This window comes from Nocardiopsis sp. MT53, from assembly GCF_019598965.1.
Taxonomy (GTDB): domain Bacteria; phylum Actinomycetota; class Actinomycetes; order Streptosporangiales; family Streptosporangiaceae; genus Nocardiopsis; species Nocardiopsis changdeensis.
In genome coordinates this window covers 6,827,429-6,839,507 of the sequence record NZ_CP080599.1, presented here as the reverse complement: position 1 = coordinate 6,839,507, position 12,079 = coordinate 6,827,429, and the positions used below count along the sequence as shown (strand labels likewise).

The 12,079-nt window shown below is 74.9% G+C and carries 10 protein-coding genes and 1 riboswitch; of the genes, 4 read left to right on the top strand and 6 right to left on the bottom strand.

Going from position 1 to position 12,079, the window contains the following annotated elements; genetic code table 11:
- The first annotated feature begins 19 nt into the window (after positions 1-19).
- Positions 20-111, top strand: a riboswitch (glycine riboswitch).
- Positions 112-224: 113 nt separating this feature from the next.
- Both gcvP and K1J57_RS30535 read left to right on the top strand, forming a co-directional pair.
- The gene (gcvP, locus tag K1J57_RS30540; protein ID WP_370634695.1) at positions 225-3,101 is read left to right on the top strand and encodes an aminomethyl-transferring glycine dehydrogenase; all 2,877 of its coding nucleotides are present in this window, start codon (positions 225-227) and stop codon (positions 3,099-3,101) included.
- A 231-nt stretch (positions 3,102-3,332) separates the two neighbouring features.
- Positions 3,333-4,565: a tetratricopeptide repeat protein gene (locus tag K1J57_RS30535; protein WP_220562140.1), complete on the top strand. Its 1,233-nt coding sequence runs from the start codon at positions 3,333-3,335 to the stop codon at positions 4,563-4,565.
- A gap of 116 nt (positions 4,566-4,681) precedes the next feature.
- Here K1J57_RS30535 and K1J57_RS30530 read toward each other — a convergent pair whose 3' ends face one another.
- From K1J57_RS30530 to K1J57_RS30515, 4 genes are all read right to left on the bottom strand, one after another.
- On the bottom strand, positions 4,682-4,873 hold the full coding sequence (locus tag K1J57_RS30530) for a DUF5999 family protein (RefSeq protein WP_220562139.1): 192 nt from the start codon (positions 4,871-4,873) through the stop codon (positions 4,682-4,684).
- Between the two features lie 179 nt (positions 4,874-5,052).
- Positions 5,053-6,480 carry a threonine/serine exporter ThrE family protein gene (locus tag K1J57_RS30525; RefSeq protein WP_255646722.1) on the bottom strand — a complete coding sequence of 476 codons (1,428 nt, stop codon included), beginning with the start codon at positions 6,478-6,480 and terminating at the stop codon, positions 5,053-5,055.
- A gap of 198 nt (positions 6,481-6,678) precedes the next feature.
- Positions 6,679-7,362: a response regulator transcription factor gene (locus K1J57_RS30520; protein WP_220562138.1), complete on the bottom strand. Its 684-nt coding sequence runs from the start codon at positions 7,360-7,362 to the stop codon at positions 6,679-6,681.
- Between the two features lie 49 nt (positions 7,363-7,411).
- Entirely contained in the window at positions 7,412-8,230 is an 819-nt protein-coding gene (locus K1J57_RS30515) for a RecB family exonuclease (protein ID WP_220562137.1), read from the bottom strand.
- A 184-nt stretch (positions 8,231-8,414) separates the two neighbouring features.
- Between K1J57_RS30515 and K1J57_RS30510 the strand changes: the two genes are divergently transcribed.
- Complete coding sequence (locus K1J57_RS30510) at positions 8,415-9,479, top strand: site-2 protease family protein (protein WP_220565895.1); 1,065 nt, start codon at positions 8,415-8,417, stop codon at positions 9,477-9,479.
- Positions 9,480-9,527: 48 nt separating this feature from the next.
- Here K1J57_RS30510 and K1J57_RS30505 read toward each other — a convergent pair whose 3' ends face one another.
- The gene (locus tag K1J57_RS30505) at positions 9,528-10,001 is read right to left on the bottom strand and encodes a hypothetical protein (protein WP_220562136.1); all 474 of its coding nucleotides are present in this window, start codon (positions 9,999-10,001) and stop codon (positions 9,528-9,530) included.
- Positions 10,002-10,022: 21 nt separating this feature from the next.
- Positions 10,023-11,276, bottom strand: a complete 1,254-nt coding sequence (locus tag K1J57_RS30500; RefSeq protein WP_220565894.1) for a helix-turn-helix transcriptional regulator — start codon at positions 11,274-11,276, stop codon at positions 10,023-10,025.
- 377 nt (positions 11,277-11,653) lie between these two features.
- On the opposite strand from K1J57_RS30500, the gene K1J57_RS30495 reads away from it, so the two are divergent.
- Positions 11,654-11,956, top strand: coding sequence for a hypothetical protein (locus K1J57_RS30495; protein WP_370634555.1), 303 nt, complete (start codon positions 11,654-11,656; stop codon positions 11,954-11,956).
- Positions 11,957-12,079: the final 123 nt, after the last annotated feature.

The window sequence follows — 12,079 nt, the reverse complement described above, 5'->3', positions numbered from 1 at the left end:
CACAGCGTCAGCAGGCTGTCGATACCGCGCGGGAGAGACCCCTGACCCAGGGGCGCCGACGGGGCAATACTCCCCAGTAACCTCTCAGGCACCACGGACCGTGCGGAGAAGGCCGCTCTGAAGCCTGGGCGCCGCCGTGCCCGGTGACAGAGGGGGAGACCGTGAGGAACACCGCCGATCCGCATCGGCCCTGTCACCAGGAGGTCTCCGTGTCCGACCAGCCCGTGAACGTCCCCGGCGCGCCCGCCCGGGTGTTCGCCGACCGCCACGTCGGACCCGCGCCCGGCGCCGTCGAGGAGATGCTCAAGACGGTCGGCTACGGCTCCACCGCCGAGCTCATGGCCGCCGCCGTCCCCGCGTCCATCCTCAGCGCCCCCGGACGCAGCGCGGACCTGGACCTGCCCGAGGCCATCGGCGAGGCCGAGACCCTCGCGGAGCTGCGCGCGCTCGCCGACCGCAACACCGTCGTCAAGCCCCTCATCGGCCAGGGCTACTACGGCACCTTCACCCCGCCGGTGATCCTGCGCAACATCATGGAGAACCCGGCCTGGTACACGGCGTACACGCCCTACCAGCCGGAGATCTCCCAGGGCCGCCTCGAGGCCCTCATCAACTTCCAGACCATGGTCTCCGACCTCACCGGCCTGCCCGTCACCGGCGCCTCCCTGCTGGACGAGGCCACCGCCGCCGCCGAGGCCATGACCCTGGCCCGCCGCGCCTCCAAGAGCAGGGCCGACGTCTTCGTCGTCGACTCCGACGTCTTCCCGCAGACCCTCCAGGTGCTGCGCACCCGCGCCGAGCCGCTGGGCATCGAGGTCGTCGTCGCCGACCTCTCCCGGGGCCTGCCCGAGGGTGACGCCTTCGGCGTCCTGGTCCAGTACCCGGCCTCCAGCGGTGCGGTGCGCGACCCGGGCGCGGTCATCGCCGCCGCCCACGAGCGCGGCGCCCTGGCCGTGGTCGCCGCCGACATCCTCGCGCTGACCCTGCTGCGCAGCCCCGGCTCCCTGGGCGCGGACATCGCCGTCGGCTCCACCCAGCGCTTCGGCGTCCCCCTCGGCTTCGGCGGCCCGCACGCCGGCTACATGTCGGTCGCCGAGAAGCTGCGCCGCCAGATCCCGGGCCGCCTGGTCGGCGTCTCGGTGGACACCGCGGGCCGCCCGGCCTACCGCCTGGCCCTGCAGACCCGCGAGCAGCACATCCGCCGCGAGAAGGCCACCAGCAACATCTGCACCGCGCAGGTGCTGCTGGCCGTCATGGCCGGGATGTACGCCGTCTACCACGGCCCCCACGGCCTGCGCGCGATCGCCCGCCAGGTGCACACCCGCACCGCGGCGCTGGCCGACGCCCTGGCCGAGCGCGGCTTCGAGGTGGTCCACGGTGCGTTCTTCGACACCCTGCGGGTGCGGGTGCCCAGCGCCGACCGGGTCGTGGAGAGCGCCCTGGCCGCCGGGTTCAACCTGCTGCGCGTGGACGCCTCGACCGTCGGCGTCAGCGTCGACGAGACCACGACCGCCGCCGACCTGGCCGCGCTGGCCGAGGCGTTCGGCGGGGCGGGGCACGGCCCCAAGGCCGCCGTGGCCGTGGACGAGGACGCCGACCGCGTGCCCGGGGACCTGGCGCGCGGGGTGGACTACCTCGACCACCCGGTGTTCAACACCCACCGCAGCGAGACCTCGCTGCTGCGCTACATGCGCAGGCTGTCGGACCGCGACCTGGCCCTGGACCGCACGATGATCCCGCTGGGCTCGTGCACCATGAAGCTCAACGCCACCACTGAGATGGAGTCGATCACCTGGCCGGAGTTCGCGGGCCTGCACCCGCTGGCCCCGCTGGACCAGGCGGCCGGCTCGGTGGCGCTCATCCGCGACCTGGAGTCCTGGCTGGCCGAGATCACCGGCTACGACGCGGTGTCCCTGCAGCCCAACGCCGGCTCCCAGGGCGAGTTCGCCGGCCTGCTGGCCATCCGCGGCTACCACCGCTCGCGCGGCGACGACCACCGCGACGTGTGCCTGATCCCCAGCTCCGCGCACGGCACCAACGCCGCCAGCGCGGTGATGGCGGGCATGCGCGTGGCCGTGGTGGCCTGCGACGAGGGCGGCAACATCGACGTGGACGACCTCAAGGCCAAGATCGCGAAGCACGCCGACGCGCTGGCCGCGATCATGGTGACCTACCCGTCCACGCACGGCGTGTACGAGGACACCATCACCGAGGTGTGCCGCCTGGTCCACGAGGCCGGGGGTCAGGTGTACGTCGACGGCGCCAACCTGAACGCGCTGGTGGGCTGGGCCAAGCCGGGCGAGTTCGGGGCCGACGTCAGCCACCTGAACCTGCACAAGACCTTCTGCATCCCGCACGGCGGCGGCGGCCCGGGCGTGGGCCCGGTCGCGGTCCGCTCGCACCTGGCGGCGTTCCTGCCCAACCACCCGGGCCAGCCCGAGGCGGGCCCGCACACGGGCGTGGGCCCGGTGTCGGCGGCGCCGTTCGGCTCGGCCGGCATCCTGCCGATCTCCTGGGCGTACGTGCGGATGATGGGCGGCGAGGGGCTGCGCACCGCCACCGAGGTCGCCGTGCTGTCGGCGAACTACGTGGCCAAGCGCCTGGAGCCGTACTACCCGGTGCTCTACACCGGCGCGGACGGCCTGGTCGCGCACGAGTGCATCATCGACATCCGCCCGCTGCAGAAGGCGAGCGGCATCAGCAACGAGGACGTGGCCAAGCGGCTGATGGACTACGGCTTCCACGCCCCGACGATGTCGTTCCCGGTGGCCGGGACGCTCATGGTGGAGCCCACCGAGAGCGAGGACCTGGCGGAGCTGGAGCGGTTCGTCGAGGCGATGATCGCCATCCGCGGGGAGATCGACAGGGTGGCGGCGGGGGAGTGGGACGCCGAGGACAACCCGCTCAAGAACGCCCCGCACACGGCGGAGGAGGTCACGGCCGACGAGTGGACCCACGGGTACACCCGCGCGGACGCCGCCTACCCGGTGCCGTCGCTGCGCCGCGACAAGTACTGGCCGCCGGTGGGCCGCATCGACCAGGCCTACGGTGACCGGAACCTGGTGTGCTCCTGCCCGCCGCCGGAGGCCTTCGAGCTGTAGTCCGGCCCGGTAGGGCGCGGGGGGCTCCGTCCGGATCCGGACGGAGCCCCCTATTCGGACATAAGGAAAATCTACGACATAAAGGTGAGGCTTCCGGGCTCCCACGGGGCACACGCGCCCCGAAGGGCGACACCGGCCCCCACGGCCCTCTCCCGCCGCCGTCGCGCGCGTTAGAGTTGCGGCGACACCCGCGTGTCCCACCGCGCGGACCCCCACCGGAAAGCGCCCAGCATGACCACGACGTCCGGACCCTCCGCACGCCACGGCGGCCCCGTCGACCCCCGGCCGCGGGCCGTCGACCCCCGGGACGCCCCCGCCGGACCCGCGCCCTCGGCGTCGGAGGCGGCCGGTCTGTGCGACCAGGCCCGCGACCTGGCCGAGAGCGGCCACCTCGACCGCGCCGCCGAGCTCTACCGCGGCGCCGTCGCCGCCGACCCGCCCCCGGACGTGCTGGCCCGAGCGCTGCTGGGCCTGGCCGTGGTCGAGGACGGCCGCGGCGACACCGCCGCCGCGCGCGACGCCGCCCGCCGGGCCCTGGACACGGGCGACGCCCGGCACGCGCCCCGGGCCGCCCACCACCTGGCGCTGTCGCTGGAGCAGGACGGCGAGGGCGTTGAGGCCGAGCGGGTCTGGCGCCGCCTGCTGGACCTGGGCGGTTCCGGGCACGCCGCCGTCGCCCACTACGGGCTGGCCCGCGCGGCCGAGGAGCGCGGCGACCCCGGGGCCGCCGAGGAGCACTGGGAGGCGGCGCTGGCCCCGCCGCCCGAGCGGGCGGAGCGGCTGCACGCCGAGACCGTGGCCGAGGCCGCCCGGGACCTGGCCGGGAGGCTGCTGGGCCGGGGGGCGCCGGGCGCCGCCCTGAGCGCCGCCGACCGGGGGCTGTCCGCGGCCGAGGACCCGGAGCTGCGCCTGCTGCGCGCCGCCGCCCACCTCGAACACGCCATCGCCGACCTGGACGCGGTCCTCGAACCGCCCGGGGAGGGCGGGGAGCCGGCCGCCCCGCCGACCGCCGGGGCCGCCGTGGAGCTGCTGGCCGGCCTGCTGGCGCTGCGCGGGGACGCCGAGGGGGCCGCCGGGGTGTGGCGCGGCGGACTGCGCGACCTCGGGGACGCCACCGCAGAGGAGGTCGGCGCCCGGCTGCGGCGCGGGTTCGCCCACGGGGGCGAGGAGGACGGGGAGCCCTGGTGGGAGCCCTACCTGACGGAGGCGGTGGCCACGGCCAGCGCGCCGGCGCTGGCGGCGGAGCTGTTCGCGGTGCTGACGCGGATGCACGCCCTGGCGGCGCTGCCCGCGCTGGAGGGGGAGGCGAACCCGGCGCGGCTGCGGGAGGCGCTGGTCCAGGCGGTGCGCACCCCCGACGAACTGGTGTGGGGTCCGGGCCTGCACGCGGACCTGCGGCGGCGGCTGGCGGAGGCCACCGGTGAGCGCGACCTGCTGCCCGAGGACTGGCCCGAGGGCCTGTGAGGCCGCGGGCCGCGGAGCGGTCCGCGCGTACCGCCGCCCGGGGGCTCTGCTCCCGGGCGGGGTTCGTCCGGCCCGTCGGGGGACCGGTGGGGGCGGTGGTGGTCGGGCGTTCGCGGTCAGGCGGCCAGGACGCGGGGGCGGTGCGGGGCGACGACGGCGCCGTCGGGCAGCAGCTCACCGGTGTCGTCGAAAAGGACGACGCCGTTGCAGAGCAGGCTCCAGCCCTGTTCCGGGTGACTGGACACGACGCGCGCGGCCTCGCGGTCGGTGTCCTCGAAGGACGGGCAGGCGGGTTCGTGGCTGCACATGGGATCGGCCTTTCGCTAGGGACTCGTCATTGAGCTGACGCCAAGAATAGTGGCTCACATCACATGCTTGTCGCGTTTCGGGGCGAAAACACGCGGTCGGTGTCGTCGTCCGCTCTCACACGGTGAGATACCCGCGGACCGCCTGTGGTTCGCATCACCTTCGGCCGGATCGTGCGGGGTCAGTACCCCTGGCCGCCCCGGGTCCGGCGCGCCGCCGGACGGCTGCGCATCCCGGCCCCGGCCAGGCCGCCGCGCTGGAACGCCCGCACCAGCTCGCCGCCCAGGTTCACCCCGGCGCCCAGCGCCAGGCCGACCATGACCGCCTCCACCAGCGAGAGCAGGCCCGCCACCGCCGTGCCCTGGGTGAACTCGATCAGCCCCCGGTACAGCAGGCTGCCCGGCAGCAGGGGCGCGATCGACGGCACCAGGTAGGGCAGCACCGGGCGGCGGGTGCGCCGGGCCAGCCAGTGGCCCACCACCCCCACGGCCACCGCGCCCACGACGGTGCCCACGACCGGCGGCACCTCGAACACCGCCCGCATGCCCGCGTAGATCACCCAGATCATCACGCCCAGCAGGCCGATGGTCACCAGCATCCGGGGCGGCACCGCCAGCGACACCGCGAACGCGATCGCGATCCCGGCCGCGCCCAGCAGTACGGGCGGGTCCATGGCGGTGCCCGCCGAGGGCAGGGCGTCCAGGTCGATGGACACGCCCAGGCGCACCGCCGTGTACGCGACCGCGCCCACCCCGGACACGATCGCGCCCAGGATGAAGAACGTCTCCAGCAGCCGGGCCGCCGCCGACACGTAGCTGCCGCTGATCCCGTCCTGGAGGCTGGCCACCAGCGGGCGCCCGGGCAGCAGCGCCATGATGTTGCCGGTGATGATCGCCCCCGCCTGGAGCCCCAGCTCCAGCTCGTGGCTCACCCACAGCAGCCCCACGCCGATGGTCGCCGCGACCATCGCCGCGGCGGTCATCTGGTAGAACTCGGCGACCCCGCGCCGGGCCAGGAACACCGACGTGCGGTCGCCCAGCACCGCCGCCAGGAACGCCACCGTCGCCACGATGAGGCCGCCGCCCATCATCACACTGGCGCTGGAGGCGATCAGCCCGAACCCGACCACGATCACCCAGTTGGGGTAGGGCATGCGGGCCCGCCGGATGTGCTCCAGCCTGGCTGCGGCGTCCTCCAGCTCCAGCAGGCCCAGGGCGGCCTGCTGCACCAGCGTGTGGAGCTCGTTGACCCGGAAGTAGTCCAGGGAGCGGCGGCGCACCACGCGCTCGCCGGTGATGGGCGGCTGGTCGCCGCCCGGGTGCGTGGACAGGGTGATGGTGGTGAAGGTGACCGACACCTCCGAACGGGGCAGGTTGAAGGCCACCGTGAGGCTGAGCATCGCCTCGCTGACGGCCTCGGTGCCCTCCCCGCTGGCGAGCATCAGCTCGCCGACCCGCAGCACCAGGTCGATGGCCCGGGCGTCGGGGAGGGGGCGCTCGTCCTCCTCCTCGTCCGGGGCCAGGTCGCGTTCGTGCCGGGCGCGCCAGTCGCGCATCCGGCTGAGCATGCGGTCCTCACCCGACGGCGGGCGGCCCCGCTTGTCCCCCATGTCCGTCCTCCCCTTCCCGCCGCCGCCCGGCGGCGGTCGACCCGGTGTTCACGACCCCTTCAGGGGACGCGGGCCCGTCGGCTCGGGTTCGCCCGCCCGGGGACCGGGTACCGGTGAGTTCGATCACCGGATCATCCTCCCAAGCCGGACGGGCCCGTGCGGCTGAACGCGCCGGGGGCCGCGGGGGCGGATCGGGGGTCATCCGTCCCGCTCCCCGGGGCGCACCAGCCCGCTCTCGTAGGCGTGCACCACGGCCTGCACGCGGTCGCGCAGGCCGAGCTTGGTGAGGATGCGGCCCACGTGCGACTTGACGGTGGTCTCGCCGACGATCAGATGCGCGGCGATCTCGGAGTTGGACCAGCCGCGGGCGACCAGCCGCAGCACCTCGCGCTCGCGGTCGGTGAGGGGGTCGGGGGCCGCGTCCCCGGAGCCGTCGGGGGCGGGCAGCAGCGGGGCGTACCGGGCCAGCAGCCGCTCCAGCACCTGGGGGGAGACCACGGCGCCGCCGGAGGCGACGGTCTCCACCGCCGCGACCAGCTCCTCGGGCGGGGAGTCCTTGAGCAGGAACCCGTGGGCGCCCGCCCGCAGGGTGCCCACCGCGTACTCGTCGAGGTCGAAGGTGGTGAGCACCAGCACCCGGACGTCCTGGTCCAGGGAGCGCGAGCGCTCGACGATGCGGCGGGTGGCCTCGACGCCGTCCATGCCGGGCATGCGCACGTCCATGAGGACGACGTCGGGCAGCAGCCTGCGGGCCGCCTCCACCGCCTCGCGGCCGTCGGAGGCCTCGCCGACCACCGACAGGTGCGGCGCGGCCTCCAGGATCATCCGGAAGCCGGCGCGGACGAGGGGCTGGTCGTCGACCAGCAGCACTGAGACGGGCACAGGCCGATTGTGCCGCATCCGGGGTGCCCGGCGGGGACGGTGCGCGACGTCAGGCCCCCGGGGGCAGGGAGGTGGGCAGCGGCGGAGGGGTGCCGCCGAAGGCCGGGCAGATGGCCTGGTGCTCGCACCAGTCGCAGAGCCTGCTCTTCTTCGGCTCCCAGACCCCGGCGCGGCCGGCCGCCTCGATCCGGGCCCAGATGTCGGAGATCTCGGCCTCGGCGGCGCGCAGCTCGTCCTCGGTGGGGTCGTACCAGCGGATCGCCCCGTCCCCGCCCAGGTAGACCAGCTGCAGCCGGGTGGGGACCACGCCCAGGTCGCGCCAGATCATCACCGCGTAGAAGAAGATCTGGAATTTGGCCTTGTCCTCGAAGCGCGGGGAGGGGGACTTGCCGGTCTTGTAGTCGACGACGCGGATGCGCCCGTCGGGGGCCACGTCGAGGCGGTCGACGTAGCCGCGCAGCCGCAGGCCGGTGGGCAGCTCCACCGAGATGCGCATCTCGCGCTCGCGCGGTTCCAGGGCGGTGGGGTTCTCCAGGTCGAAGTAGCGGCGGACCAGGTCGCGGGCGGACTCCAGCCAGGCGTCGCGGGCGGCCTCGTCGGCGAACAGCGACTCCACCTCGGGGCGCTTCTCCCGGAGCCTGTTCCACTGGGGGTCGACCAGGCCGATCGCGGTGCGGGGGGTGCGGGTCTCGGCGGGCAGCTCGTACAGGCGCTCCAGGCAGGCGTGGACCAGGGTGCCGCGCAGGGCCGCCGCGCTCGGTGCCTCCGGGAGCCGGTCGATGGTGCGGAACCGGAAGAGCAGCGGGCACTGGAGGAAGTCCGACGCCCGGGAGGGCGAGAGCGCGGACGGCAGGAGCACGGTGGTCATACACGTGAGCCTATGAGAAGGGCGTGACAGACGACACCCGTGCGCGCAGGCCCTGTGGTGCCGGGCCCGCGTGCCGGGCGCGGCACGGCCCCGTAACCTTGGGGGCGTGACCACCGGCAACGATCGTCCCGCGCCCCGCGACCGCTCCAACGGACTGCTCCTGGGCCGGCCCTTCGGGGTCCCCGTGTACGTCACCGCGTCCTGGTGGGTGGTGGCGGTCCTCATCACCCTGGTGTACGGCGGGATCGTGCAGGACCGCCTGGCCCTGCCGTCGGTGTTCTCCTATGCGATGGCGTTCGTGTTCGCGCTGCTGCTGTACGCGTCGGTGCTGGTGCACGAGCTGGCGCACTCGGTGGTGGCCCGGCGGTACGGGCTGCCGGTGCGGCGGATCGTGCTGTACGTGCTGGGCGGGGTCTCCGAGATCGAGAAGGAGGCGCCCACGCCGGGGCGGGAGTTCTGGATCGCGTTCGCGGGACCGCTGTTCTCCCTGCTGATCGCGGCCGGGGCGTACGGGCTGTTCCGGCTGGCGGACCCGTTCTCGGTGGTGGGCGAGCTGCTGTTCCAGCTGTGGGTGGCCAACCTGCTGGTGGGTGTGTTCAACCTGCTGCCGGGGCTGCCGCTGGACGGCGGGCGGCTGGTGCGGGCCGCGGTGTGGAAGCTGACCGGGCGGCCGCTGGCGGGCAGCGTGGCGGCGGCCTGGGGCGGCCGGGTGCTGGCCCTGGTGGTGGTGGCGGTGCCGCTGCTGCTGGGGTGGGCCGCCGGCGCCCTCAACCCGTGGGGCACGGTCTGGGGCCTGGTGCTGGGCGGGTTCATGTGGATGGGGGCCACCGACTCCCTGCGGGCCGCGCGGGTGCGCTCGCGGGTGCCGGGGCTGCGGGTCCGCGACCTGGCACGGGCGGCGCTGGCGGTCCCGGCCGACACCCCGCTGGCCGAGGCCGAGCGGCGGGCCGCGGTGATCGGGGCGACGGCCCTGGTGGTGACCGACTCCGAGGGCACGCCGACGGCGGTGGTGCATCCCGGGCTGGCCGCGGAGGTCACCGACGCGCGGCGGGCGTGGGTGCCCGTGGCGGAGGTGGCGCGGGCGCTGACCGCCCACTCGGTGCTCCCGCTGGACCTGGAGGGGGAGGAGATGCTGGAGCGCCTGACCTCCCATCCGCTTCCGGAGTACCTGGTGGTGGACGCCGACGGCGCGGTGCACGGGGTGCTGCGCGCCGCCGACGTCAACGCGGCCATGTCCGGCCGGGAGTGAGCCGGGCGGCGCCGTGACGCCGCCCCCGCCCCTCCCCGCCCGCCGCCCTCACCTGCGGGCGCCCTCGGGCCACAGGACGGACACCGGGCGGTGCAGGGAGCGGGCGTAGGCGACGATGTCGGCGGTGCCGCCGGGGCCGCGGGCGGGCTCGCCGTCCCACACCGCGACGAGCTGGTCGCAGCGTTCCACCAGGAGGCGGCCCGCCTCCAGGTGCGCCCGGGGCGTGGACTCCACGTGCGGCAGCGTGTGGACGAGGACGGCCTGGGCGAGCAGGCGGTCGTAGAGCGGGTGGTGTCCGGCGGGGAGCCCGTCGCGGTACTCCCGGGCGGGCACGATCGCCTCGAGCGGGGCCCCGGCGTCCAGGACTGCGGCGGCGAACAGGGTGTCGGCCCCGTCGGCCAGGCAGGAGAGGCCCACCAGGTCGCATCCGTAGGGTTCCAGGTGCGAGTCGATGAGGGCGGCGACGGCGTCGCCCACACCGGGGGTCAGGTTGCGATGGCCGGTGATGCCGATGCGGATCACGTCACCCTCCCTGCTGTTCGTTTAGCCGCCTTTGTACCCAGATGCAGGGACGGCGTTCACGAGCAGTGCGAGGCGGTCGTCGAGGTCTCGGACACACGCGGCCTGCGGCCCTCTGTAGCGCCGTCTGAACGAGCGGACGCGGTCCACGACCCGGGCCGAGCCGAACCGGGTCCCGGTCTCCAGGGCCTCCACGGCCAGTCGGAACGCCTCGTCGACGTCGCCCGCCTCGGCGTGCGCCGCGGCCAGCTCGACCTTGAGCACGGCGGCCTGCTTGGCGCCCCGCCCCTGGGGGCCGGACGCCTCGGCGAAGGCGTCGCGGGCGTCGTGCGGGCGCCGCAGGCGCACCCCCACCAGGGCGCGGTAGCCGGAGACCTTGGCCTGGTCGAAGGCGAACACCCAGGGCCAGGGCGGGTTGACGTTGCCCGAGCGGGAGATCTCCTTCTCGGCGCGGCCGATGGCGTGGGCCGCGGCGGAGCGGTCGCCGATGCCGGCGTGGGCCAGCGCCCCCACGCAGGCCAGCCAGGCGCGGGCGGTGGGGTGCGCGGAGGGGCCCAGGACGTGCTCGGCCTCCTGGACCAGGCCCAGGCCCAGTTCGGGGTCCTCCGCGGTGTCGATCTCGAAGGCGGCCAGGGAGCCGAGCATGTACACGTCGAGCAGGCGCATCCCGGCCTGGCGGGCGCGGATGACGGCGGTGCGGTAGTGCATGCGGGCCGACCCCATGTCGCCCTGGTCGGCGTGCAGCCAGGCGGCGAACCCGGAGGCCTCGCTGGCGGCGGCGCTGACGGCGGAGTGGTGGGCGGTGCCGCGGGCCTTGAGGAGCATCCGCTCGGCCAGGTGCACGTGGGCCACGGCGCTGGGCAGCAGGTCGCGGGCGGGCGAGGTGGAGTCCATGCGGCGCTGGCCGCCGGTGATGGAGCGCAGCGCGGGCGCGGTCGTCTCGTCGACGGCGGCGTGGCCGCCCTCGGGCGGGATGCCGAAGGCGGCACCGGCGTCGGCGGCGCGGGCGGCCGCCGGGGCGGGCGCGGGCGCCGGGTCCTCGTCGGCGTCGAGCGGCAGGGTGCCGTCGAAGCGCAGCAGGTGCAGCGGGATGTCCAGACGCCGGGCCAGGTCGTGCACCTGGGTGACGGTGAGCGACTGCTGGCCGTTGACGACCCGGGAGACCCAGCTCTGGGAGTAGGCGACGGCGCGCGCCAGGTCGCCCTGGGACCAGCCGCGGGCGGTGCGCACCCCCTCGATGACGGTCGCCATGTCGCAGGTGGCCAGGGCGGCCGCGATGCGCGGCCGGGACCACAGGTCCGGTGGAAGTTGGGACATGGAGTTCAGATTAGGGATTCGCGGTGCCGGAGGTGGCCGTGTTCGGTCCGGCGGTACCGGGTAAAGCCCGGGATCGCGGTTTTTCGTGGCTTCTCACAACCCCGTTCTAACGTTCTTAGGTGAGCGCTCCGCGCCTTGTGGCATGGGTTGTTGGGATAAGGGCGATAAAAACCTTCTGTCGGCTTTCATTGTGTTCCGGGGGTGTTCTCCGGGAGGGTGCGGCCTTCCCCGGGAGGGGCACGCATAACCGCTCATGCGTGATCCGCATAGGCGTGCTTTTCCGGTCCCGGCGGTGGGGCAGAGTGGGAACGTCGTTGGCGACCACAGGGGAGGCCTGAGTGACCGTCGATACCCCACCGGCGGGTGACCCGGACATGCGGTGTCCGGGCGAGATCGACCTCGTGCTGCGCGGGCTGGCCGCGGAACTGCGCTCGCACGGGGTGGAGGCCCGTGAGGACGGGGTGCACGGGATCGTGCACGCCGGACCGCAGCACGCGCTGCTCCGGCCGCACCGGGGCGACCTGTGGTGGTGGATGCGGTGGCCGGGGGAGCCCCGGCCGCTGGCGGGGGTGCCCCTGTCCCCGGCCACACGGACCTCCGAGGCGGTCCGCCGCATCCTGGGGGCCCTGGACCGTACCTGAGACCGCGCGGTCCGCACCGCGCCCCCCGGGGCGCGGACCCGGCCCGCGCCCCAGGGCGGGCGGTGCATGGGCTTCCCCGGAACCCAGTCTCCCTCTGTGCGGGGCCGCCCGGCCCCGCCCGCC